This is a genomic window from Pantoea sp. VS1, from assembly GCF_002207995.1.
GTDB classification, from domain to species: domain Bacteria; phylum Pseudomonadota; class Gammaproteobacteria; order Enterobacterales; family Enterobacteriaceae; genus Pantoea; species Pantoea dispersa.
Genome location: NZ_NHZE01000005.1, coordinates 48,481 through 72,829, shown reverse-complemented (window position 1 = coordinate 72,829; position 24,349 = coordinate 48,481). Strand labels below are relative to the sequence as shown.

Genomic DNA, 24,349 nt, shown 5'->3' with positions numbered 1-24,349 from the left:
TGTTTTTGGCTGTGCACGACCGTTATGTTTCAGATAATTGCATCCACATTACAACCCCCGAGCGGCCACGATGAGCAAGGTGAGGACATGTTCACATAAATTAAAATTATTGTATTATCTACTACATATGGTAGTGGCGGATTAATGCACAAAAGGAGATGATGGGATTTTCTTTTCAAACCTCTTGGTCAGTTCAAAACTATGACAGAATTTGAAATAAACAGCCCGCTGCTTCACCTCGCTTTGCTTGAAACGCTAAAACGAGACGATATACACGATGAAATAGACTTGTTTCTACCGTTTATTGCAGTGACTGCATCGGATATCGGCAAGCCTGTTATAAATGAGAGTGATATTCAGGATAAGCTTAAGCAGAGTTTTGGATTTAAGCCTCCATTGGCAGCGGTAAAAGTCTTGATGACACGCGCAAAAAAAAGAGGGCTACTAACTCGCGAAAACTACGCTTTTATACCCGTTCACGATAAAATTACCGAATGGAAAAATGGCTTCGAGCATAAAAAAGAGGATGTTGAAACATCGCTTGCAAGTCTTAAACGCGAGTTTATCCATTTTACGGAGGTAAACTTTGCTAAAAAACTATCTGACGGTGAAGCTGAAAAACTAATTACCGATTTTATTGAAGTGAACGTCAGTAGTGTGATTAGCCACAGGGCTTATCAAAGAATGGAACTGGCTGACCGCATTAAAAATACTAACCATGTAATTGCATCTTTTATAAGTCATATTCACCGCAATCAACCAGGAGTTCTTGAGCACTTTAGTCGTTGCGTTAAAGGAATGTTGCTCGCTAATTACCTATTTTATGCAGATAAAGCCACAGATAAGAAATCATATAAAGGAATCACCGTCTACCTTGACTCTCCTATAGTCATAGGTATGCTAGGTTACAGCGGGCGTCAAGCCAAAGAGGCATATACAGACTTTTTGAATCTTTTAAAATCACTCGATATTGAGGTTGTTATTTTCGACCGCACGCTTAGTGAAATAGAAGGTCTGCTTTACGCTTGGAAAAATGACATTTCTAGAAAACGATATGATCGTTTTAATACGAAAACGCTGGAGTGGTTGAGGGCGCAAGGTTATGACGCAGAACGCCTTGATACTGATCTTAAACTTTTAGAAAGTAATATCTCTAAACTTGGTATAGATATTAAACTCGGTTTTAGCCCTAAAGCAATACATCAATGTGACGAGGTAAAACTTCAAAGTGCTATTGGTAGGGTTTTCCGGCGAGATAAAAATCTCGAGCACGATACTGTTTGTGTTTCTCGTGTACACAATATGCGAGAAGGTAGAATCATCAACAATCTCAGTCAGTCTTTTAGCGTTTTTGTCACCCCAAATACCGGTCTAGTCAAGGAGGCAAATGAGTTTTTCCGCCATGAAGCTAACCGCCAGGCTATTCCTATTGTGGTTTCAGAACAATGGATGACCGCCATGTTTTGGCTTAAAAAGCCAGATATTTATGCTCGACTGCCTCAAGAGCAGCTTCTTTCAACAGCATATAGCTTACTGTATACCGATGATCGCTTCTGGGAAGCATTTGTTAGTCGTCTTGAGAAACTTGAAAAGCGCGGGGATATTACGCAGGATGAATTTCTACAAATTCGCTGGGATAGTGATCTTCTCCGACTTGTCCATGATGTATCTGTCGACGTGGGAGAAGACTTTTCCGAGGAAGATGTTTTCGACGTTGTTAACACGATTAGGAGAAAACATGAGGAAAAACATCAAAGTGATATAGCAGAACTTGAAGGGCGCAGTCGCTCAGAAATTGAGACTGTACGTCAAGAAGCAACCACGCAAATTCAGACCATTACTCAGGAGCATCATGCTGCTCAGGTAAGAATTGAATTGCTAGAGCGAAAAATACGTAAGTTGAGTGCCTTTTTGGCTGGGGTAATAGCTTGGTTCTTCAGCGGTTTGCTTGTTTTTGCTCTTTGTCTGGCCGCTGTAAAAGGTATTCCTGATGAGATGCAACCTGCTTTTCTCAAAAACGATTTATTTAAAGGTAGTTTAGTCGGTATTACCTTGATTATTACCTTATTGTTTGGGTTAATAAGTAATGTTACAGGTATAGATTTAGCAGTTTGCCACAAGTTTCTAAAATCAAGAATGGAAAGATGGTTTTTGTCCTTTTTTGGTTAACTTTAACTATATATATAGGAAGATAATAAGTTCCAACTAATCCGCATTGTTTGTAATTATAAGGTATAAGGTATGAGAAATGTCCGCTTTTGGCCCTTAACCGCCGCAGGTGGTGCTCAGAAATGTTGACTTAGCCTGCTCAGCCCGGAGGGTTAACTTGCCGGGCCCTATCATAACGCGCTGACCAAAAATCATAATCACGCGCCGGTTTGAAAAATTGAGTCAGATGCCTTCCTCAATCAGTATCATCAACCCGACAAAAAAATTACAGTGCCCAAGGGAGTATCTATCTCTCATGCCATTTAATTAGCATAAAAAAAGCCCGCACCAGCTGCGGGCCCCCGGGGAGCATCCCGAAAATGGTACAACACGCGGTATCTTCAGAGGTATTTCTTGAATGACCCCGTTACCACGGCCAGCACGCCACCAACCAGCAGTGCTGAAGGCAGTAACAACAGATTTGGCCACACCGCCATGGGCCATGCCAGGTAGAGCATGCAGGGACCATACAGAGCGGGTTTAATAAAGCGTTTGGCGTGATGATAGACAAAGCTTGATTCATAGCCGGCGCCGTATCGCCGTAAATCACGCCTGACCAGACCGTCCACCACGCCCATGATGACAACCAGCGCAAACAGCGGCAGGCTGAGAAAAAGGATCATGACCCGGATGAAGAAAATCAACGTGACCCAGACTGTCGCCTGAAGGTACACACCCAGCCAACTCACCAGTGAAGCACCGAGCCCATTTAGCGCCGGAATAAGCCCGCTGCCTTTTTCGCTCAGGGCTTTAAATGACTGCAGCCAGCCGCTGAATCCGCTGTCCACGAACAGCCACTGCCACGCTACATGCACCCAGCGGCTGACCGTCTCAACCGGTGAAGCCATCAGCAGGCTGCGTGTATACCCCTCCGACAGCCAGTGACTTTCAGCCACCATCACCCGGTAGCTGTGGGCGGCGCCTTCCTCCGGCCACAACAGCGCGATACAGGCATATTCAATCAGCAGGCTGACGAGCAGTGATCCGAGCAGCACGCCGATAAGTCCCACAGGAAAATCCCACAGAAGCAGCCCAATCGGTCCTGACTGCCGCTGGCGCGAAGGGGCGCTTCGTTGTCTGCTGTCACCATCATGCTGGGACATCCGGACCTCCTGCCAACGGCATGTCACCACCCGTCCACCATGTTTCACCGGTGTGGTAGTTTTTTTCCATATTGTCAGCCAGTTGCTTCAGACTGGCTGGCATATGTGGATCGTCATTATCTGCCGGCAGCGGCATGCGAACTTTCCACAACCGCCCCCCTTCAAGTAACGCAAAGGCCTGCCCCTTTGGCAGATTGATGATATCTGCAGGGCTTATCATCGGGACTTTTACCAGACTCACCTGGTCATTAACGTTGCTGTTAAAGTCTGTTCCTTCCCCGGGACGGGAAACATCCGTGAAGCCGGAAGTCAGTGTTTTCTGGTAAACGTCCACTTCAGGGAGCTGATCGGTGAGCAGCAAGGCGGTGTTCTTCTCACGCACGCGGAGCATGACCAGCGTGTTGAAGTTCCCCACCACCTGATTCGCTTTAGCCGTGCTGCCGATCCGCGCCTCGATATCGGACAGGGTCTGGGTGTACGCGGTCACCTGAAACCCGGCGCCGCCCCCTTTGTTGATGAGGGGAATGAATTCATCCCCCATCAGCTCGTTGAACTCATCGCAGTGCAGGTTGATGGCCACCTTTGCGGATTTTCCTTCCTCCTCATCGCCAAGACCGAACTTGTAGATGTGACCGCCCTCAGAGACCAGATCGGCAAACATGCTGTTGCCAACGGCCGCGGCCACCACCGGATCAGAGAGCGCATCGAGGCCGACATACACCACGCCGCGTGACTTGATAATATTGTGCCAGTCCAGAATCGGGCGCGGATCGTCAAGGTCGGTGTAATCGGGCGCGAGAAGCGCAGCCGTTTTACCGGTGGTAAGTTTCTCCAGCAGCGGCAACAGGGAGGCCACAATTTTATCGAAGTAGGTGCGATCGTACTGGACTGCGCTGCGCAGACCATCAAGCACCGGGTCCCAGAGCTTTTTCCCCTCCGGGCTGCCCAGTACCTGCTCCGATACCCAAATTTTCGCGCCGTTAGGCCTGCCCTGAAGATGACGCGGCAGGTCCTTATCGCTGATCCCGCTCTGCATCATAGCTTCTGCGGTATTCAGCAATTGCGGCGCCTTTTCACTCAGCAGGTTATCCACGTAGGTTTCATACAGCTCACCGATATTGGTGACATAGCGGAGAATGAGGCCGTAATCCGGTCGCTGACCGAGGGCGACCAGCGCGCGCGTGATGATATTGACGAAGCGCCAGGCAAACTCCCGGAATGCGGCGGAATTACCTTCACCGGAGAGCTGTCCAGCCACGCGTGACGCCACCTCCGAAATACGGCTGAAGCGTCCGACGGCGTTGTACCGTGCGCTGATATCGGGCCAGCCAAGATGAAAGACCCAGAAATTATCCTGACGACCCGCGCGGTGCGACTCCGCATACATCCGGCGCAGCAGGTCAGCGTCCCCTTTGGGGTCAAACACGATGACCACCTCATGGTCGCCGGCGGCGTTTTTACGTCGGATATCCTGGGTGATGAGCAACTCCGCCAGACGGGTCTTGCCCACGCGGGTGGTGCCAATAACGAGCATATGTCCGACGCGTTCGCCGAGATCGTAGGTCACCGTCGTCTCATCAGGCTCGACGCCGTGATAAATCGGGCTGCCGCCGACCGGCGGCAATGGTCGAAAAGGGTTTAGCGCCGTATCTGCACGGGTCAGTCGGCACAGCCAGGGGAGGCTGTATTCCATCCTTTTTTCCATTTCGCGTGCCATGCGGTAGAGCACGGAGGGCTGCACGTAGATTTCGCATTCAGGACGACGCGCCTCCATCAGTCGCTGGGTATGACGTGCCGACCACTGGAACCCTTTGCCCAGAAAAAGATGGCGCCGGCTGACCGGGATCTGATCGCTGGTCAGCACGTAACGGGGGAGACGACGGATATTCTGCCGGTAGCGCAAAATTTTCATGCCCTGACGGGTCCGCTTCAGGGCAATGACGCCGAAGCCGGCAGCCGTAATCCAGCTTACGGAAGGCGCGAGTGCCACCGCCCAGGGGGCGGTCAGGCATATGCAGGTCGCACTGGCCGCAACCGTAGCGGAATAGAGCTCTACCGCCGGGCGCAGCAGGGACTCCATGACATAACGATCGCTCATGAAAACTCCCTGCTGGTCTGCCAGCCAGAAGAGCCGGTAAGCTTTGCTGCAGCATTCATTTTGCGGTCAACCTCTGCCGCGCTTTGCAGCAGGTTGTCATTGTTACTCGCCATAAAACCAGACATTGTTATCTCCCTCTTAATCATGAACAGTTGTGGAAGAAGCGTGTTTTTCTGGGGGGGTTGTCGCGGGGCCTGACAATGTGACTGGGTGTTCAGGTAGTCCATCCAGCGCCGGTCACCGGACAGCAGCCACAGTAGCCGCTGGCCACTGATGAGGGTGATGCCGCTGTAATGTCGTAAGGCATCCCGGCTCACCTCACCTGTCCGGCCGGTATGAATAAACAGACCAGAGCAGCGTTCGCGCTCTGTCAGCAACCCGAATGCAGAAACGTGTGCCGCACTGATGGTTGCACTGTACCGCTTGGCCTGAATCAGAAAGCGGCGACCATTGATCCAGACGGTCCCATCGGCCCCCCCATCACCGCTGTAACGGGCATTGCGCTGTATACGCAGCCCCTGCCGTGACAGCGCTGTCAGTAACATCTCTTCAAACACATACGGATTCATCTTGCGAAGCCAGCTTATCCGCGCCGGCTCGTCGCGCAGCCGGGACAGGCGAAGCAGCGCCCGGGCAGCCTGTTTCTGATAGCGACGATGACGGCGCTGGGTGACAGAACGGCGCGTTGATAACAGAAGGCCCAGTGCAGTCGCAAAAGCGATTAACAGGACAACCAGCCCGCGATGCTGGCTGAACAGCTCCGGGAAAAGGGTTGCCGGCATCACTGTGAAATTCCTGTTGCGGTGATCAGCGCCGGATAATGTGTCAGCGCCAGCCGGCGGGCCAGATCTCCGCCGCTGACAGGCACCATTTCAACCGCCGGGGTTATCTGACGCAGCGATTTCAGGCCGCTTTCATCCTGCACGTTGATAATCATGCCGGTTGCCTGCATACGCATTAGCTCAGCGGCATTATGCTGTAGCCATCTGCGGGATGAGGGATCGTCACCCAGCACAAATACCGGTGGCATCCCCGGCAGGTTTACTGGTCTGGCAGTCACGGTGCCTGGGGACATTTCTGGTGTGCTGACGGGCAGCATATCGGAAATGGATAGCGACACAGGAGGCGGAGGAAGCGCTGTTGCTGCCGGATCGCCCGCAGGAGCCGCGTTAATTGCGTCGAAGAAAGGTGCGGTACTTTCACCGCCAAGATCCCCGACAACGGTGAGCGCTGCAAACGCACTGAAGGTTGCCATCAGCATGACAGGGAGGAGCGTCACAGGCAGGATATTACGGATTTGAATTTTCATTGAGGTTCAATCCAGGTAAGTGTTGAACGGGCAAGGGTGACAGGCTGCTCACTTCGGGAGGGCATATCGGCTGGCGCAATCTGGCTGAGCTTTCGGCGCACTATCGCCATATAGGTTGCGGCGTGCCGCCCGCCCGCAGGATGATGGTAGCAACCTGCAGCCTGCAGCCAGCTTCCGGGACGGGCGTCATAACAGGCCCGCAGAATACGGGCAGCAGCGCGAAGATTGGTATAAGGGTCAAATGCATCACGATAGGTGGCAAAGAAATGGCCATTCCATCCCAGATTCACCTGCGCCAGCCCGACATCGATATTTTTCAGTGGCCAGCGCTGCATGAATCCGAGCAACGCCGTGAAAGCTTCCTCCCGGGTATCATAGTGATATCCCCTGCCTGCCACGTTGATGGTCCAGGGCCACGGCTTTGCTCCCCATGCGGTACTGCGCGTACTTTCAGCCATAGCGAGCGAGTACAGCGATTCAGCAGGTACCCGCTCGGCTGCAGCAATTTCACGGTAAGCATCCGGAATGACCTGGAGTGCCGGCGCACTGTGAGCTGCCGATGCCAGCAGCAGACCAGATGCAACCATCAGAACGCGGCGAGCTGCCATCCGTTTTCCCCCTGCTGCAGAATCACAGGCATCTGCCCCTGTCCGTAACGCAGCCACAGGCCGCCGTCGTGGTTAAGTGTTATCTGGCGACTGCGAACCTTTTCCACCGGAATGTTATGCCGGATAGCCCAGGCGCGGATGGCCTCATCGCTGTTTCCGCCGACCAGATAAATATCAACCGGGCGATCGTCTGCAAGAACAGCCGCAAGACGCGCATCGCAGCGGGAGCAGTTCTCTTTAACAAACAGTGCAAGCCGTCCCTGCGTATCGTGTGCTATCCCTGCAGCATTGCTGCCCATATTTACGGCCAGCGTCTCGGGATACAGGCGGAGCCAGGCGGCATTGATCTCGCGCTGGAAGGCCAGTTCTTTTTCAGTTCGCTGATATTCATGCCTGACCCAGAGCTCGGCCAGACGACGACGCTCAGCGCTGTTGCTGGTTTCCACGCCCAGAGCAGTAAGAGGATCGAGACCGGGAGACATAATGCCGCGCTCGCCTCGCATGAGCGTCTGATAACGGCTCCAGTCGCTGTCAGAAAGTCCCCACTGCTGCGCCTGCTGCTGAGAACTCAGCGTGCCCGATGAGGACTCCTGCAGCGGGGATACGCTGCTCTGCGCTGTCGGCGTCTGAACCGTTGCCGCATCTGAGAGAAATGACATCAGAATCAGCACGGCAGGTAAGCTTTTTTTAATCACAGATCTATCTCCGTTCATTCAACATGCAGCCGTTGCTCGCTGCCGTTAACCGTAAAGAGCGCGGTGCTACTTCCCTCTGTTGACCGGAGTGTCCAGCTCAGCAGGGAATCACCTGGTGAAAGCAGGCGCATGGCGGATATCTGTGAAGCACCGCGCGGAATGACAACGGCGAAGGTCTGCCCGCCACGGCGTTCAATGCCGGTCAGCACAAACGGTGCAGCCAGCGTCACCGTGCGCCTGGCTGACCGGTTAATCTTTTTTGCAGGAGTCGCCGCGGGGGTTTTAGCTGCTTTGATGGCAGTCCGGCTCTTCTCAGGCTCAGCCGCTTTCTGCGCCAGCTGGCGGTTGAGCTCACTCAGTGCGGAGGATGACTGCTGAACATCGTGCTCAAGAGAACTTAAGCGCGTCTGCAGCTGAGCAACCACCTGGCCGTTACTACTGCCGGCGTCCTGCAGCTGACTGACTGCGTTTTTCAGGCTGGCCTGTTCATCACCGGCCGACTGCAGTTTCACGGGGAGTGAGGCTAAGGCGGCTGTCTGATGCTCAAGTGTTTTCAGGCGCGCTTCCATCGATGAGACATTGGAGGCAAGCTGACCAATCTGGCCGCTGCGAAACGCCGCATCGAGTGTGTTAACGCGTATAGTCAGGTCTGATACCTGACGCCCCATGACAACCAGCGCGATCAGGGAACCCGTCAGACTGACAGTAAGCAAAACGATGCTGCCACCTTTGATGATTTTTCGGTGGTTAAACGGAGGCCGGATTCGGGGCTTATCCGCCGCGGCGGGCTGCGCCTCTAACGCTCCGGCCTGATGTTCAGGAGCGTCAGGGAGCAGTTCCTCGGGCGAGGCATGGCTGAGTGACATACAGGGTTTCCTTATGGCTGCACAGCAGAACGGCCATAAGGTGCAAAAATGCGCGACGAATAACGATGGTTAACTCATTAGCCGTTTGTAAAAATTTCCGGGCGGCGGATACATCGGTAAATTATACAGGGCCTAGAAGGCTCTGTTTCAGGCGTTAAAAAAAACCGCGGCCAGTGTCCCGGTGCGCGGCATCAAAATGTCATTAGAGGTTCGTTGTTATAGGTGCATTGACAGGATCTATAAAACGCGTTCAGGCGTCAAGCACTGCGCCCTGAATGTTAACTGACACGCCACACACCAGTCTGGCCGTCAGTTTATGCTGCAGAAAACAGGCACGAGCCAGTTTTGGGTATATGTTCCACCACATCCCTCGCCAAGCGTATTCCATGAAGACCAGTCGCCGTCATGGTTTACGCGGCCAATTTCAAGCGGCCAGCGCCCGCCGCAGCGGTTAGCGCAGACGCGCACGGGAGATGAAGAGCCGCTCTGCCACACCCAGTCCTTACAGGAGAGTGTGGCGCCGCTCGAATCATGACTGATCGCGCCAATAATGCTGCAGCCTGCGCCTGGCGAGTTGACCTGGTCCTGGTATATAAGTCCTCCGGCAGACATGTCCCCCTCTGCCCGCACGCTTCCGCCACGAACCTGACCGCCGGTATAGATGTTTTTATTATTAACTGCGCGAACCCAGTCATTATCAGACATATAAAATCCACCGCCATATGTCTCGTTAAGCCAGCCCTTAGAGCCTCGCGTAATCATCCAGCCATTATTAGACCTGATGTCGTTATTCGCGGTAATCGCGTTACCTGCAGTGACGTTAGCGCCTGCTGAGACGCCGGACCCTGCGGTGACGTTTTGGCCCGTAACGGTTCCGTTAGCAGTGATGTTGCCGCGTGCAGTGACGTTACTGCTGAATGCACCGTTTACCGCGTTCACCGTAGCCGCGTTATTGAGATTGTTTCCTCCCATATCAATGCTGGTATGCATCGTGTTCAGGTCTGGCTTACCGGTAACGGAGAAACGATACAGGCGATCGCTCTCACCCTGCGCGGCACCCAGTTCATCCGTGGTCAGCAGAACGGCGATATGGCCCTGCGTGGTGCTGACGCCAAATTGTGCGAGCGGTATGCTCCAGCTGCTCATCGCGCCGGTGGCGATCCCTGACGTCCAGATATAGCCTCCCATACCAGAGGTGATATCCATTGATATCTGTCGCAGCGCCAGAAAGGGCAGCGCGGAACCATTCTGTGTAAAAATCAGCCCCTGCAGCTGGTCCGTGTTAGTTGCATTCCGGACAAGCGCAGCGCGATATACCTGGCCATCGATAGTGTTCTCACTGAAACCCTGCTCCAGAAAACCGGTGTTTTTCAACATGACCGGCGTCACGATGACAGGGGACGTTGTCGTGGTGCTGGAGAGCAGCGTATCGTAATAACGTCCCGTATAGCTCTTGACGGCCTGCGTGAAACGGGAAACCTGCGCAGCGGTGTTCATCCAGGTCCGCTTATCCATCCAGTCACTGATAAGCGAATACCCCCAGACGCTGACGAGTAAAAGAATAATCAGTGCGGCGCCGGTGCTGATGATCGCCCAGCCCCTGTCGTTTTTTTCAGTCGATTTCACAGGCATCACCATGTAATGAGTGGCTGATAAAGTTTGATAAGCGCGACCAGCATCGCACCGGCGCACAGCCAGGGCCCCATAGGACCTCCCTGCTGGACGCGGCGAACCAGAAGCTGCCAGAGCACAAATAAAATGACGCCGGTGAGCAGTGCATAAAGCCCCTCACAACCACCGAGCCAGGCCGCAACAGCGCCGGCCAGCCAGACGTCGCCAAGTCCCAGGCATTCGCGTGCAGAGACTCTTCCGGTGACGTAGCGCCAGAGCCCGAATAACCCCAGCGCCGTCGCGGCAGAGAATGAATGTCCCCAGAATCCGGGGGCTGACAGAGCAGCAGCCAGACCTGCAATCAGGCAGCTCACCGTCATATAACGGGGCAGAAATCCGGTGAGCGCATCGATGAGCGTCATCCTGAAGAGAAAAAGGCTGAGCAACAGCGCCATCAGCCTTTCCAGAGCCGGCGCCGGCGACAGTACGATGCAGGTTGCCGATGCCGCAAAAAGCCAGGTAATGCCGGCGGGGGCGGGATTTAAAAAAATGGCCAGCCATTCTTTTTCATCATTGGTGGTCAGATAGCTGAGGCGTACCAGGTTTGCCATAAAACAGAACAGGCACAAGCCAAGCGGAAAAATGATGATAAGCATTGGCCACGGCATGCTCAGCGTCAGCAGCGTCACAGTTTAATTCCCCGTTCTTTTAGTAAAAGCTGGCGGTAAATGGCATATATGCGGTTGGCATAGGACTCGCGCGTTTCATGGCGGTCTTTTCTGAACCCGGCGTTATACGAGCCGAGACAGTTCCAGCTGTAGCCACAGACCTGAAAATGTCTGGCAAGTATCCAGGTGCCGATTTGTACATTAAGGCAGGGGCGCGTCAGCAAATCCTGTGGACCGCTGATGACCCCCTGCGCGATCAGCCCAGGAATATGTGAGGAATTGATCTGCATCAGCCCATAGTCCGTGCTAAGCGCCCGCCCGGTTTTTTTATCCCGGTTAATATTCGTTATTGCCGGCCGGAGGCTGCTCTCGCCCGTAGCGATGGCTTTAAGCAGGAGCGGATCGAGATGGTACTTCGCACCCGCTGCGTCAAAGCAAAACGCCCCCGCACGGGGGCAAAGCAATATCAGGAACAGAACCGTGGACAGGCGCAGCATGTCATCAGCCGTTATGCGTAAAGACGAGCGTGTTATTCCCGGTCATGCCGCTGTCAGCCGTGCAGGACTTTCCTGCCGCTTCCGCGCTGACAATGCCGTCGCTGAAATCCGTGCTGTTAATGCTGATTGCGCTGAATGCACCGCCGGAACCAAGCTGGGTGGCAATAGAGATGCAGTCTGCCTGCGGTACTTTCTGGGTCGTAACAGAAAATCCGTTGTTGAACCCGTTGGTCGCCACCGGTGCTATCACGACCTGGCCACCATAGCTGTTCCACATCGTCGCCGTGCCGGAGCTCGCCGTTCCCTGAATGGTCCAGCCGGCTTTCGGCGCGCCACCCTGCTGGATCAGGGTGCCGGTCATCGTGGTGCTGCTGGTAAAGTTGTACCCTCCCTGAGTCTGCTTAAGCTGCTGAGCATTGGTCACGATAAACTGGAGATTGGATACCTCCACGCCTACGGACTTTTTACCCCACAGGCTCCAGATCCATGCACCCACGATACAGATAACAACGATGGTGAGCAGTGCAATGGCGCCATGTTCCATAATGCCCCAGCCGCGATCGGGCTGGCGATGATGTTGCGGGAATGCCTTTGATGACATGATGTTTCCTTAATGTGTGCTGAAGGTGTTCATATCCTGAATCTGCATCACCATCAGCAGTATGAGTAAGAAGAAACTCATAATCAGGACGAGAGAAAAGAGCTTGGTGACGTTCGCGCGGCGGGCAACGCGCGCCAGCGCCTGCTCCAGCCAGCGATCGGCATAGTTGGTGATCAGCGATGCTGCGCTGTTGCCTTTATCGAGAAGAGAGAGGTAGTTCACCGCCTCACGGCTGGGGAAGTCATAACCGCTGTTGCGCATTGCGCGACCCAGAGAATCGCCCTCGCTCATGCAGTCCATTGCGCCCTCGATGCGCTCCTGCAGCCAGGGCGGAGCGAATCCGTTAAGGATCTGCAGCGACTTAAGCTCCTGCACGCCAGCACCCAGCAGCGCCCCGATATTCATCAGAAACACCGCCCCCTGCAGGTCTTTGTAAACCGACCAGGGCAAAAGGTAATCAGCGAAGCGACGCAGTCGCCCCCGCCATCGGGGCAGGGACCAGAACGCCAGCGTCACAAGTGCCGCGACCGCGCCGGCAGCAGTCAGTCCCCAGCGGCTGCTCCACTGCGCAACCCCATTCATAAATCCGAGTGCGCCAGTCCAGCCTGCCGGATCGGACATTTTGCTCAGGGTGGGGACCAGCGCCAGGTTGTTGGCCAGCAGCAACCCCGTCCCCAGCAATACCAGCACGATCGGGAATACTGAGGCGAATACCACCTGGCCGAGAATGCGACGACGGGCCACAATGAGTTTATCCGCCTGCATCAGGGCACCGGGAATATTGCCGGTTTCCATGCCGGCGCTGATAAGTGCGGCCTCTTCGTAAGGTGCCCAGGCGGCCAGCACGTCCTGCAGCGCGCGACCGGGGCGGTTATCGTTCACCCCTTCAAGACAGTCCTGAACCAGCTCGTGGTAAGGATGCCAGCGGCTGCCAAAGTCGGTGTGCACCTCGCCAATCATGGTCAGGGCCTCTTTGAGTTGTTTACGGTTTTCCAGCAGAAAGCGCAGGGTCTCGTAAAACGGCTGGCGGTACTGGCCGGTGAATGTTGCCCTGACCAGGCGGTAGCGCAGGTTTTCTGCTATCGACATATGCCTGTCAGGCGTGAAGCGATCAGCGGATGCCATCGGGTACCTCGCACTCCATTACCGAATCTTCATCCAGCGGACAGATAAGATCGCCTTCCAGCGGGTCAACACGCCCCTCAGCCAGGTATCTCATCAGGTGCATGCGGCGGGTAATACCGCCCTGATTCACCCAGTACTGACGGGCAACGGCCGGGCCGTGTAACAGCCAGAGCTGCATCAGGCGGGCATCGGTCCGTATTACTTCGGCAATGGCCGTGCGCCCGGTCACCCCATGGCTGATGATGCGTCCGGTCAGCGGTACCGTTTTCTGACAGTGGGGACAGCCTTCGTGATTGCGGAAAAAGAGTTTGCTGGTATCGCAGAAGCCCTCAACAGTGCAGTACCGTTCAAGACGTTCCCACGTATCAGCGTCCAGCTCAGGGGCTTTTTTCTCCCACGGCACCCGGCAGTGTTCGCACAGCAGCGGCACGAGACGCTGGCCTATTAAGCCGGTGATGAGTGCGGCATCTGCCAGAAGATGGCGGTCAATACCGAAGTGCTCCATACGACGCAGGGAGCCAATGGGGCTCTGCGTGTGCAGGGTGGAGAACAGCGCGTGGCCGGTTTCACTGGCGTAAATGCCGGCGATAAGGGAGTGCAGGTCACGCATCTCGCCGTTCAGAATGGCATCCGGATCGAGACGCAGCGCGGAGGCATTGGCGTTAGTCCAGGCGCGACTGATGGCCTCCGGCGAGTTATCGGCAGGCATGACGGCCGTCTGTATGGCACCCGGAATCCGACCCTCAGGCGGATTTTCCAGCGTCAGCAGGCGCTTTTTACCGCCCGTCAGATCAAGCCAGATGTCACTGAACACGCGCAGCGTGGCGCTTTTGCCCGAGCCGGTTGGGCCGGTGAGCAGAACCATGCCTTCCGGAAGGCGAAGGATCTGCATAATGAGCTTTATCTGCTCCGGCAGAAAACCCAGCTGCGGCAGCGTCGGTATGTTGTCACCGTCGTCCGGAATAAGACGCATGACAACTATCAACCCGTCGGGCGTTGGACGATGCTCGTATCGCGCGCCATAAAGACCGGCGCGGCGGGCAAACTTTGCATCTATGCGCCCTGACTGCTCGCGACCGGCAAAAAATGACTGTTCGCGCACGTCGCACATGGAAAGATATGAGGTAGAGGCCAGCGTCATCCCCTCCACATCTTTCACTTCATCCACCACCTCCAGCTCGCCGTGAATACGCAGCTGGACGATGGAAATCCTGCGATCACTGCTGATTTCAATATGAATATCAGAGGCATTGAACTCGTGACCGAGCCTCATATAGTTAATGACCTTATCCTGCGATACGCTGATGTCGAGCTTGTCCAGATCGCCTTCGCTGACGCTCTGTGACAGGCTCAGGCCGCGCTGCTCTGCCACTTCACGCCGGCGGTTCAGCTCGCTCAGCGTCACAAACTCGGTTTTTGCCGTGGGATGCGTCCGGGTGACGTCCATCACCCAGCGTTGTATGGCCGCTTCTTTACGGCGGTTGCCGTCGATTAACAGTGTTACGCCACCGGTGGCATGCAGCTCGGCGAACACAAAATCCATTATCTCTTTATCAGGTGTCATCGTGGCCTCAGAAGGAGAGTTCAGAATTGTCGCTGAGGCGCACAAGCGTTGACGTTACCTCAGTGACGCGTTTAGCCGTGCCCGGGATTTGATCGCCTTTTACCACCTCCGTGACCCCGCCGTCAGGCAGGACAATGCGCGCGCGTAACTGATTACCCCGCCCGTAAATTTCCTGCAGGCGAACGCTGCCGGCGCGCTTCTCCGTGCCGGCAGACGCAGTCTGCTGAGAGGGGGCAGGCTGCGCCATAACCGGCATGGCCGGCTGGCTGGCGGTGGCCAGATAATTCCGGTCGGCACCCTGTCCGGACTGACTTTCCCGCAGCTGCTGCTCCAGCCGCGCCGTCTGCACTTTCTGCTCCAGAATCAGATTGCGGGCCTGCGCAGCTTCCAGCTCCCCGAGGGTGACATTCGGCGGCAGCACATCGCCGGTAGCGGCCGCGGGCGCGGGTCCGCAGAGCAGAGCGGACAGAAGCAGCCCAGGCAGGGCGGGATTAATTCTGCGCATAGATGCTCCCCTTCATGGTGTAGTCGAACTGCCCCTGCGGGCTCATGGTGATCGAAAGGCTGCTGAGGCGAAGCCCCGTGGCATCAAAATCCTGCAGCAGTCGCTCGGGCTGCAGACGTGAGCTGACAGAAAAGTTAAATTCCCGCCAGTCCTGTACAGGGGTAATTTTTTCCTCACCCGGCGCTACCGGCGGCGGCTTCACCTCGGTAAATTTGACGTCGAGGTTGCGGCGCTGCAGATGGGATATAAAGCGCATAAGCTGAGCATCAGCACCGGGCAGTCCTTCGTCAGTGAACCCGGTCGGGGGGGTATGGTTAAAGGGAATGAAAACATCACCGTTTTTAGCGCCTTCCTGAAGATTAAAGACGGCTGAGTGACCGAACAGCTCGCGGGCGCGGCGGGAGAAATCCTCGACCGTTGCACCCGGAGTGGCAACAAAGCGCAGGCGCAGGCCCTCCGGGACACATTCCCCGTCGGTAAAGCGCCAGCCGGCAACGGATGCGAATACGGGCTCACGCGTGAGCCAGCAATTGCTTAGCAGCACTGAAACTGGAGGCAGTGAGGCCCACGGGTGAGGTGCACGTGCGGGTTCAGCAGGCTTTTCTTTCGTCAATGCCATGCGCGCGCGAAACGCTGCCATTGCAGCGGCCTGTTCAGCCTTCTCTGATGCGGCATCGAACCAGTAAACGCCACAGGCCACCGCGAGGGTGACGGCGGCTGCCGGGATAATGACCGACAGGGCGGTCACGCGCTTATGAAGCCGGCAGCGTTTTACCTGCGCCCGGCTGAGTCTGCCAGTCAGTGTGCCGGCGTGCAGGTTGTCGTCTGCCATTGCTGCACAGCGTAAACGCGGCGAATCAGCATCATTAAAACGCAGGAAGTTTGCCGCCGACTGTTCAATGATGGCGCGGGAGCCGGTCACATCGCCCATGACGGATAACTGCCCGCCGATAGCCGCGAAAAAGACCCACGAATCCTCAGTGTGACTCAGGCGGTAAATACCCCAGGCATTTCCGCCCTCGGCCAGCAGGAATGCCACGGCCAGCGCGTGCTGGCTGCGGCGCACGCGCCCCGGGGAAACCAGACCGCGCATAGAAGCATTTCCTCTTCCGGCAGCGGCATAATGCGTATCAGGCGACGCTTTACTGCGAAACCGGGTACTTAACGCATTACGCTGCGGCTCCCAGTGCAGGCCTGCCATCCAGTCCCGCCGCTGATGCGTCAAACGGATGCCGGCCCGGAGGCTCATTTTTTTCAGTACTGACATGGTTTACCTCAGCAGAACAGGCGTGATCATGATGACGAGCGTCGTGCGGCCGCGGGAGCCTGTCTGGCCGCCGCCCAGAATGAAGTTGTTTGGCGTAAGGGTGCCCTGTTTGTCTGCAGAAAGGTTCTGCTGTTCCGAACCGGTCAATACCAGCGTCTGACCAGAACGCAGATTGACCTTGCGGGCCAGCCCTTCGGTTGACGTTGTCGGCAGATCGTTACGGGTATTGCCGTCAGCGCTGACGAATTTCTCAATCTGCGGCGGGCTGGTATAGCTGAAAGCGAACTGCAGCTGCACGTCACCGTTTTCCTGAATGAACGGCAGCATGGTCATGAACAGGCCGGTGGTAATGGTCGTCGTTGTCATCGATGAGGTGACGCCCACGTTCGCCGTTGCAGTTGTGCTGGAACTGGACAGGATGCCTTTCTGGCTTGAAAGCTGATACGCCACCGGCGTCAGGTTGGCGGTAGGGTCAGTCTGGTTCAGTGCCATGCTGACATTACCCTGCTCGGAAAGGGCTTTGATAAGCAGGCTTGATCCGGAAAATTTAGCCGCATTACCTGTGGCCGTATCGAGGATTGAGATACCGGCGCTGGCGGCTGACGTGGAGGCATTGGCCATTGAACCTGTCAGGCTGGCGCCAAAGTTATGCAGGGATTTATAAACCAGCCCCCAGTCAAGGCCCAGCTGCTCGTTGCGTGTCTGGCTGACGCTGACAATCTGAATATTGAGTTGTACCTGACGGCTCAGGACCTTGTTCTGGTATTCGATATAGCGACCGATGCGGTTAAGCACGTCAGGCGTATCGGTCACGCTCAGCGTGCCGGTGGCGGCCGAAAGCCAGAATCGCCCGGATTTCGGGGTCACCATCTGCTCAACCGTTTTACGGATATCATCGTAAAGGTCGCTGTTCATGCCGTAATCGGTTTTCTGATTAGAGCTGATATCGCCCGTCGTCCCGCCGGTCGTCCCGCCGGTCGTCCCGCCGCCGCTGCCCAGCTGATTGCCTGAGCCGGAATTGATCGAGGCGCTGCTGTTAACCTTTGTATTCAGGATAACCAGCTGAAAAGTGCGGGTATCCTGGAGATAGAAATACACGCCGCTACTGTCACTTCGCCAGGACAGGCCGTATCCGCTGGCTTCAATATCAAGGAGATCGCGGACGTCGCCCTGGAACTTAAGGCCACGCGCGATCATGGTGCTTTGCTGAACAGGCGTAGCCTGCCCTGCAGAAGCGCCGATCTGTGAAAGCGGCACACGACCGTTATCATCGGGTGCCGGTAACGGACCGCTCATCGGGGAGGTGACCACACCTCCGTTTGTGACACTGCTGAGCGCAGCATAGGCATCGGGGGTGATCGACACCCGGATGCCACACAGCGCGGTGATGCGCTGACCCAGCTCAGGCAGTGAAATCCCTTCCGGCCGGTTAATCGTTATCTGACAGGAAGGCAGTTTTTTTTCATCCGGCGTGGACACGACCGGTGCAACCGGCTGCAGGTTCACCCAGGGTTTATCAGACCAGACAACGGTAGGCTGAGACAAAGCCTGGCGGCTCTGCAGCACCCGCTGTGCCGTTTCAGCCTGACCTGAGGCCTCCTTATCCATTTTGCTGATTTCACTCAGCGAACATGATGACAGCACAAACGCGGCGGCCAGCGCTGTCAGGCAGAAAGGTAAACGGCGCATCCGCAGCCCCCTGGTGTTGTTAGTTAAGGTAAACAATGCTGCCCTCCGATACGCCGGACGGCAGAGAGAGATTCATATCGGTGCCATCCGCCATGCGCAGACGGCCACCGCTGACGGTCAGGGCCAGCGCCGAGGTCATTGACCTCGCACGCAGCGCGGCAAAAACACCGGCAGTTTCAGGCACCCATATCCAGAGGCGCCCCCCCTGGATAACGGTCTTAATGCGATTGTCCGGGAGCGGCACAATACCTGTCTGAGCAAGGGATACCGGACCATCAGCCACCGTTTTTCCGTAGCGCCAGTTATTTACCGCGTCCGCGGTGCGCAGCATGTCGCCGGCAAGCCGATCCGGCAGGGTCTGCTGCATTGAAAGCCGGATGTGTTCAGCAGAATGGCGCTGCGCATCACCCGCCATCAGCGAAATGACCAGACAGAACACGAGTATGGGCAGCGCAAACCCCATCTCAGTGAACTCCTCCCGCTGGCGTATCGCTCACGGAAATCAGGCACTGAATACGATTGGCTTCAGCGAAAAGGGGTTTTTCGGCTTTGCGGTAGAGGTCAAAAACCTGAACCATGACCGACTCAAAGTTGCCGTGGAAAACCAGCGGCGCATCGATGCGGTAATCAAGCGTTACGGGCCAGATAACGACCCAGTTGCCGCCATTACTGCACTGTGCTTTCGAAGCCCAGCTGGTCAGCGTCTCTTTCAGGGTCGAACCCGGTTCCGCCCGCCAGGTCTGCCCGACGGGAAGCGCAGCAACTGGCGTACCCGGCGCATAAGAAGATGAGGCCTGGCTGCTGACGGGAGGAGCAGGCGGCAGCGTTGTAACGGGGCGGACCGGTGCCGACGGTGAGGTGCCGTTCACTGTAGTCTGCAGCGCGGCCGCCGGGCGCGCTGCGGCAACAGTTGCTTTCTGCGACAGCGCTGTTCTTTGATCAGGTGCGTGAGTCGCAGCAGGGGATGACACCGGTTTGCTTTTTACCGGGGCCACCGAAGGGATTTTCTGTGGTGCTGACACGTTCGCCGCCGTCAGCACCGGAGACGGAACTGCGGGATTCTGCGGTTTGAGCGACGTTTCCGGCGCGGTGGCCGGGGCATTGACGCTGATGGTGTCACTGGTAAAAGGATTGCGTGAGACGGTATTGCCTTTTCCCGTCACCACCGGGGGCTGAACAGGCTGCGTCACTACCGGACGATTCACATTTACAGCCTGTGGTGAGCGCGAGATCGGCAACGTCTGGGGGGTAGCAAAACTACGGAACTGGTCACGCAGCTCAAAGCAGATTTCGCGGTTCACCTCATCCACCTTCAGGCGCCAGGCTGGACCGGCCAGCACCTGCAGAGCTTCGCTCAGTTTCACAGGACCGATATCGCGCTGCACGGCAGGAAGGGGGCGGCTGAGCAGTTCTGAAAATGCTGAAGAAGTGGCTGAGCATAGTGAATAGCCGGATTCCAGCAGGAGATAACGAAATCCTTCTCCCACTGAGTTAACCAGCTGAGCAGGCATAGTGATATCGATTATCTGATTAAGCGGATCGCGCTGCGCATCATCTGGGCGTGTGCTGACGAGCGTGTAACGGTCGTAGCGCACCACTTCAGGGGAACGATTTCGGTAAATGTCATCGAAGCGGGCAGGCTGCTGATAACGGCCATTGATTAATGGCGCTGCGTCATAGGCCGGGTTGCTGCAGCTTGCCAGCATGACAGAGCAGGCAAGCAGTCCGGCTCCCGTTGCCGCGCGTCTTGAAGGTACTGCCATCAGGATTCACCCCAGGAATAGTCTTAGTCAGGAGTGCTATTCTCGCGGTGGAGGAAAAACGGACAATGCGAAACTATGTCTGCGGATTAAAGAATTAAGTTTTGCAAACCGATAACGGCTTTACAGAAATAATCCCCTCCGGGGCAACCCCTTCTGTCCATAAAAGCACGTTTTACGGACAGAGGGGGTTCTCGATTTCCCCGCTGTTTCAGGTTGCATGGGATAAAAAAAAGCGCCCGCAGGCGCTTTATTGTCTGGCATGGTGGTAACTCAGTCAGGATAAAATTTCTGAGACAGAATTTGTCCCATATCCCAGATACAGTCCTCGGGAAAGACGTCAAGTTGTGTTTCCTGAGTTGCAGAAGATACAGCATCGGCCCATACAGCAGCTATCCAGTCACGATCAGAGAGCGCAGTTTTCAGGCTGGGTGTGCCTTTGATGTGTAATGCCAGTGCTTTTCTGTGTTCTTTGATGGTTCGTTGCCAGCTGGAACCGCGGCAGCCCGGCTGAAACTTCCATATGAGAAGATGCGCCAGCAGAACGGCCATACGCCTTGCAAGTTCCCGTTTCTCGCTTTTGCCCACGTCCTCGATCTCCTCGGCGATATTAGCAACATCAATCTCAGAGAACCGACCGGTACGCAGTAAAGCTGCCTGCTCCTGAGCCCAGGCAACAACATCAGCTTCGTATCGTGTGTTCATGCTAGATCTCCAGTGACATTTCTGATTAATGAACATCAATATAGAAGTAAAAATCGCCAGACTGAACCGGCGCAATTCAGGTCGTAATTACATGAATCGATAATGAAATATCGTAAATGGCTTTCCGGCACATGCCATAACCGTGTCCGAGGAACGGTATGTCGTCGTCAAAAAAAGCGGTTTAACATTTCACCCAGAAAAAGAGATGAAACAGCGGAAACAACGTCACCAGAAGATAAGTCAGCCCAACCAAAATCCCAGCTTCATCGTTTTTATACACGCGAGAGATGATTTGATTGAGCGTATAAACCCCGATGTTGACGGCAATGATTGCAGGCCAGCCACCGTGGGGTTTCAGCATCAGGTATGAGCCCCCCGCAGCCAGCATGTAAATCAGCAGGTACAAAATAATGGCGTCAGCGGTACCGAAATAAAAAATATCTGTGACACTGTTAACAGCTCTTTTTAATCCGCTGCACTTAGCATTGTTCATGATAACGCCCATTTTTTAATCATACATTATCAGAATCTGAGTTATTGCAGCTGACCAGCATAACCCAGCCCTCAGCCAGTCTGATTACCGTTGCTACGCGACTTGAAAGTACTGCCATCAGGATTCACCCCATGAATAGTCTTAGCCTGGAGTGCTATTCTCGCGGTGATGAAAAAGCGGGCAATGCGGAACCCTTTCCTGAAACTGAAGAAAAATACTGCAGAGCCGGTACGGGTTAATCAACGGACCTGGCCATTAACTTTAATCAGAAAAGAAAACGCCGGGGGAACCGGCGTTGATAGTAATTTGAAGCCCATGAGTTCAGCTGTTGGATAACAGCATGAAACCATCATATTTTGTAGAATAATGTGTTAGCGGCAACCGGGGACTGGACAAAGCCAAAGTAGTCGTAGAACGCTTTAGCCTGCTCGTCAATTGCATGTACCATGATAGCCTTAATGCCGACTTGATCCGCCAGATTTGAAACGCGTATCACGGCATCATTCAGCAACCATTTCCCGAATTTATTGCCCTGAGTAGTTACATCGACTGCAAGACGGCCCAGTAAAACAACCGGTACGGGATCGGGCATATTCTGTCTGAGACTACGACTCAAATCGACATGACTTACCGAGCCGGTCGCGATGGAATAATAACCCACTACCCGCATGGTTCCTTCAAGACAGATGACGAATGTACGGGAGGCATTGAGATGCTGATTTTTCAACGCACGCCGGCGAAGCCAGTCATCAAGAACTATATTTCCGCTATCGAACGGCTCAAGATCATGCCCCTCTGTCAGTAAAGCAGGCGCAGTGACTTTTATTTCCATTCAGGTTTTACATCCATCAGTCGCTGACGACCTTCAACATTTTGTACAGGGGCTTCGAGTTGCCTGATGAACTCCTGATAACGTTCGTCATCAAGAATGAACACGCGTTGGTCCAGAATAATGTTCTGTGCCTCATGCACAGCCCTTTCAATGATGAAATCAGTACGGTTTTTATTCACCAGACTCGCAGCATAATCAATCACTGCGCGCTCTTCATCCGTGGCACGGATATTGATTTGCTTATCACGAACGGATTTACGGAAAGTTGTTTGCATAACTCCTCCTGTTGGTAACAAATTGCTATACGCATATGGTATCCCGAATGGTAGCAAATTGCTATACATAACCATTCAGTAGATGATGAAAAGAAAGCGCCAGACTGAGCTGGCGCATAAGAGGGTATAATTCTGTGATTCCGTTAAGAAATGGCGTAAATGGCTTTGCGGCATATGCCATAACCGTGTCCGAGGAACGGTATGTCATCGTCAAAATCCATTGGTGGCTCATTCGCCGGATTCTGTGGCGCAGACTGAGGCTGCTGAGGTTGCTGAGGCTGGCCCCATGCACTCTGCTGACCTGACTGCGCATTGTTTCCACTGGTGTTGGTACCATTGTTACGGCCTCCGCCCACCATCTGCATCGTTCCGTTCATTCCCACAACGACTTCAGTAGTCCAGCGATCGGTGCCGCTGTTATCCGTCCATTTGCGGGTGCGTAACTGACCTTCGATATACACCTGTGAACCCTTACGCAGGTATTCACCGGCAACTTCAGCCAGCTTGCCAAACAGCACGACGCGATGCCATTCGGTAATTTCCCGGTTTTCACCGGTCTGTTTATCACGCCAGGTTTCAGAAGTGGCCAGGCTTAAGCCGGTCACTGCTTTGCCATCTGGCATGTAACGAACTTCAGGGTCCTGACCGAGATGACCGACCAGAATAACTTTGTTGACGCCGCGTGCGGACATAATGTTTTCCTCTCAGAAATGTGGGGTGAGAAACACGACCACCGGGATGTTCCGGTGGTGTATCCGTAACGCTTAGAACGAATTCGGATCGTACTCTTTCTGAGCCGATGAGCCGGATTCTGGCGTCTGGGAAGCATTGGGTGCCTGATAGACTACGTCCTGACCTTTCTTGATGAACTCCACCTTGATAAGGCGGGCCTTCAGGGAAGGGCGGCTTTCACCGGCATGATCACCCGACTGAAGGGTAAACACATCGGCTTTGAGTCCGCTTAGCACGAAGCCAATCAGAACTTTTTCCTCTTCATCAACGGCTTTCTGACAGCGGTTAATGAGTTTGGTGGTGTCCGCGCCAGCGACAGTGACATCGAAGCGGGTATAGGACGCATTATCAGTAGGGCCGGTCAGGGCATTAATAACGGCGCAGGTGAATTCGCCGTTGGGTCCCTGAACACGACGTATCGAATTGAGATATCCGATGCCGCTGACGTTGAGGTTGAAAAACTCTTTTTTCTGATTAGCAGAAGCAGAGCTGTTTGAAGCAGGGGTATTGGTAGTTGCAGTCATGATGGTTTCTCCGGAGTAAAAACTAAACAGGTTGCGGAGAAACATCTGTCCCTTACGGGAAGTGTTTCCCGCAGGGATGTCAGCAAGGATTGCCGACTGGCTGAATTGGTGAAATGGACCTCAACTCATGAAGAGTTCCTGTTCTCAGAGGTTAACAGGTTTAAAACCGCCCGAAAGCGCCATCTCTCAGGTTGTGATGGCATTGGCATGTGATTACCCGAAGGCGTTCCTCTCAAATCACCGGAACATTGGCAGTTGTCGGAACGACAACGATTAGCCTCTTTATCATTCATTCAGACGCCGCGGATGTCAACGTCGCAGCGTGCAAAAAATCATCAGCACATAAAATTAAAAAAGCGGCACCCTGCGGCACCGCCTTCTGAGGTCTGCACCATCGACCTGAGGTTAACCTGCTTTCGCAGTCGCTCCGAAGGCTGAAAGGGCCCGGCACGGGTTTCACGGAGTTTTCGTGCCTTACCGGCTCCCGTTCAGGTGTGGACAGGGCCGGTCAGACTGTATTCCGTCAGCACATGCATTAGATGCTGACGAAACCCGCAGTCACGGGGTGCGGCTTCAGAGCCGGTGCCACAATAGCAAAGCCCCTGACGGCCCGC

Annotated in this window: 24 protein-coding genes and 1 pseudogene; 1 reads left to right on the top strand and 24 read right to left on the bottom strand. The window is 54.7% G+C overall.

Translation table 11 applies throughout. The features are described 5' to 3' along the window. The first annotated feature begins 201 nt into the window (after positions 1-201). A complete protein-coding gene (locus CBW22_RS02630; protein ID WP_088515950.1) occupies positions 202-2,169 on the top strand; it encodes a hypothetical protein in 1,968 nt (655 codons plus the stop codon). A 380-nt stretch (positions 2,170-2,549) separates the two neighbouring features. Here CBW22_RS02630 and CBW22_RS02625 read toward each other — a convergent pair whose 3' ends face one another. From CBW22_RS02625 to CBW22_RS02510, 24 genes and pseudogenes are all read right to left on the bottom strand, one after another. Beyond that, positions 2,550-3,311 (bottom strand): TIGR03747 family integrating conjugative element membrane protein, encoded by a 762-nt coding sequence (locus tag CBW22_RS02625; RefSeq protein WP_088515949.1) that lies wholly within the window; start codon positions 3,309-3,311, stop codon positions 2,550-2,552. Beyond that, a complete protein-coding gene (gene traD / locus CBW22_RS02620; RefSeq protein WP_088515948.1) occupies positions 3,298-5,409 on the bottom strand; it encodes a type IV conjugative transfer system coupling protein TraD in 2,112 nt (703 codons plus the stop codon). The genes CBW22_RS02625 and traD overlap by 14 nt, the downstream gene beginning before the upstream one ends. Positions 5,410-5,603: 194 nt before the next feature. Then, positions 5,604-6,191 (bottom strand): annotated as a pseudogene (locus CBW22_RS02615) (restriction endonuclease); the annotation flags it as partial. Further along, positions 6,191-6,718 (bottom strand): integrating conjugative element protein, encoded by a 528-nt coding sequence (locus tag CBW22_RS02610; protein ID WP_088515946.1) that lies wholly within the window; start codon positions 6,716-6,718, stop codon positions 6,191-6,193. The pseudogene CBW22_RS02615 and the gene CBW22_RS02610, both read right to left, overlap by 1 nt. After that, the gene (locus CBW22_RS02605; RefSeq protein ID WP_088515945.1) at positions 6,715-7,326 is read right to left on the bottom strand and encodes a transglycosylase SLT domain-containing protein; all 612 of its coding nucleotides are present in this window, start codon (positions 7,324-7,326) and stop codon (positions 6,715-6,717) included. Before CBW22_RS02605 ends, CBW22_RS02610 begins: the two co-directional genes overlap by 4 nt. Continuing rightward, the gene (locus CBW22_RS02600) at positions 7,305-8,018 is read right to left on the bottom strand and encodes a TIGR03759 family integrating conjugative element protein (RefSeq protein ID WP_088516078.1); all 714 of its coding nucleotides are present in this window, start codon (positions 8,016-8,018) and stop codon (positions 7,305-7,307) included. The genes CBW22_RS02605 and CBW22_RS02600 overlap by 22 nt, the downstream gene beginning before the upstream one ends. A 17-nt stretch (positions 8,019-8,035) precedes the next feature. Next, complete coding sequence (locus tag CBW22_RS02595) at positions 8,036-8,887, bottom strand: plasmid transfer protein (protein WP_088515944.1); 852 nt, start codon at positions 8,885-8,887, stop codon at positions 8,036-8,038. A gap of 309 nt (positions 8,888-9,196) precedes the next feature. Then, positions 9,197-10,519, bottom strand: coding sequence for a shufflon system plasmid conjugative transfer pilus tip adhesin PilV (pilV, locus tag CBW22_RS02590; protein WP_088516077.1), 1,323 nt, complete (start codon positions 10,517-10,519; stop codon positions 9,197-9,199). Then, positions 10,519-11,187 carry a prepilin peptidase gene (locus CBW22_RS02585; protein WP_088515943.1) on the bottom strand — a complete coding sequence of 223 codons (669 nt, stop codon included), beginning with the start codon at positions 11,185-11,187 and terminating at the stop codon, positions 10,519-10,521. Before CBW22_RS02585 ends, pilV begins: the two co-directional genes overlap by 1 nt. Further along, the gene (locus CBW22_RS02580) at positions 11,184-11,663 is read right to left on the bottom strand and encodes a lytic transglycosylase domain-containing protein (protein ID WP_058770081.1); all 480 of its coding nucleotides are present in this window, start codon (positions 11,661-11,663) and stop codon (positions 11,184-11,186) included. Before CBW22_RS02580 ends, CBW22_RS02585 begins: the two co-directional genes overlap by 4 nt. A gap of 4 nt (positions 11,664-11,667) precedes the next feature. After that, positions 11,668-12,264 (bottom strand): type 4 pilus major pilin, encoded by a 597-nt coding sequence (locus tag CBW22_RS02575; RefSeq protein ID WP_088515942.1) that lies wholly within the window; start codon positions 12,262-12,264, stop codon positions 11,668-11,670. 9 nt (positions 12,265-12,273) lie between these two features. After that, a complete protein-coding gene (locus CBW22_RS02570) occupies positions 12,274-13,389 on the bottom strand; it encodes a type II secretion system F family protein (RefSeq protein ID WP_059009395.1) in 1,116 nt (371 codons plus the stop codon). Beyond that, positions 13,376-14,953 (bottom strand): GspE/PulE family protein, encoded by a 1,578-nt coding sequence (locus CBW22_RS02565; RefSeq protein WP_088515941.1) that lies wholly within the window; start codon positions 14,951-14,953, stop codon positions 13,376-13,378. Before CBW22_RS02565 ends, CBW22_RS02570 begins: the two co-directional genes overlap by 14 nt. A 7-nt stretch (positions 14,954-14,960) precedes the next feature. Continuing rightward, positions 14,961-15,458, bottom strand: a complete 498-nt coding sequence (gene pilP, locus CBW22_RS02560) for a type IV pilus biogenesis protein PilP (RefSeq protein ID WP_059009391.1) — start codon at positions 15,456-15,458, stop codon at positions 14,961-14,963. Further along, positions 15,445-16,725, bottom strand: a complete 1,281-nt coding sequence (gene pilO2 / locus CBW22_RS02555) for a type 4b pilus protein PilO2 (RefSeq protein ID WP_088515940.1) — start codon at positions 16,723-16,725, stop codon at positions 15,445-15,447. The genes pilP and pilO2 overlap by 14 nt, the downstream gene beginning before the upstream one ends. A gap of 3 nt (positions 16,726-16,728) precedes the next feature. Continuing rightward, on the bottom strand, positions 16,729-18,414 hold the full coding sequence (gene pilN / locus CBW22_RS02550; RefSeq protein ID WP_088515939.1) for a PilN family type IVB pilus formation outer membrane protein: 1,686 nt from the start codon (positions 18,412-18,414) through the stop codon (positions 16,729-16,731). A gap of 19 nt (positions 18,415-18,433) precedes the next feature. Next, positions 18,434-18,877, bottom strand: coding sequence for a type IV pilus biogenesis protein PilM (pilM, locus tag CBW22_RS02545; RefSeq protein ID WP_088515938.1), 444 nt, complete (start codon positions 18,875-18,877; stop codon positions 18,434-18,436). Between the two features lies 1 nt (position 18,878). Continuing rightward, entirely contained in the window at positions 18,879-20,177 is a 1,299-nt protein-coding gene (pilL2, locus tag CBW22_RS02540; RefSeq protein WP_088515937.1) for a PFGI-1 class ICE element type IV pilus protein PilL2, read from the bottom strand. Between the two features lie 270 nt (positions 20,178-20,447). Further along, complete coding sequence (locus tag CBW22_RS02535) at positions 20,448-20,879, bottom strand: DUF29 domain-containing protein (RefSeq protein ID WP_088515936.1); 432 nt, start codon at positions 20,877-20,879, stop codon at positions 20,448-20,450. A 181-nt stretch (positions 20,880-21,060) separates the two neighbouring features. After that, positions 21,061-21,372, bottom strand: coding sequence for a hypothetical protein (locus tag CBW22_RS02530; RefSeq protein WP_141097284.1), 312 nt, complete (start codon positions 21,370-21,372; stop codon positions 21,061-21,063). Positions 21,373-21,721: 349 nt separating this feature from the next. Further along, on the bottom strand, positions 21,722-22,204 hold the full coding sequence (locus CBW22_RS02525; protein ID WP_088515934.1) for a GNAT family N-acetyltransferase: 483 nt from the start codon (positions 22,202-22,204) through the stop codon (positions 21,722-21,724). Then, the gene (locus CBW22_RS02520; protein WP_088515933.1) at positions 22,195-22,479 is read right to left on the bottom strand and encodes a type II toxin-antitoxin system TacA family antitoxin; all 285 of its coding nucleotides are present in this window, start codon (positions 22,477-22,479) and stop codon (positions 22,195-22,197) included. Before CBW22_RS02520 ends, CBW22_RS02525 begins: the two co-directional genes overlap by 10 nt. A 143-nt stretch (positions 22,480-22,622) precedes the next feature. Next, entirely contained in the window at positions 22,623-23,171 is a 549-nt protein-coding gene (locus CBW22_RS02515; RefSeq protein WP_088515932.1) for a single-stranded DNA-binding protein, read from the bottom strand. Positions 23,172-23,243: 72 nt separating this feature from the next. Beyond that, positions 23,244-23,735 (bottom strand): STY4534 family ICE replication protein, encoded by a 492-nt coding sequence (locus CBW22_RS02510; protein ID WP_058770118.1) that lies wholly within the window; start codon positions 23,733-23,735, stop codon positions 23,244-23,246. Between the last annotated feature and the right edge of the window lie 614 nt (positions 23,736-24,349).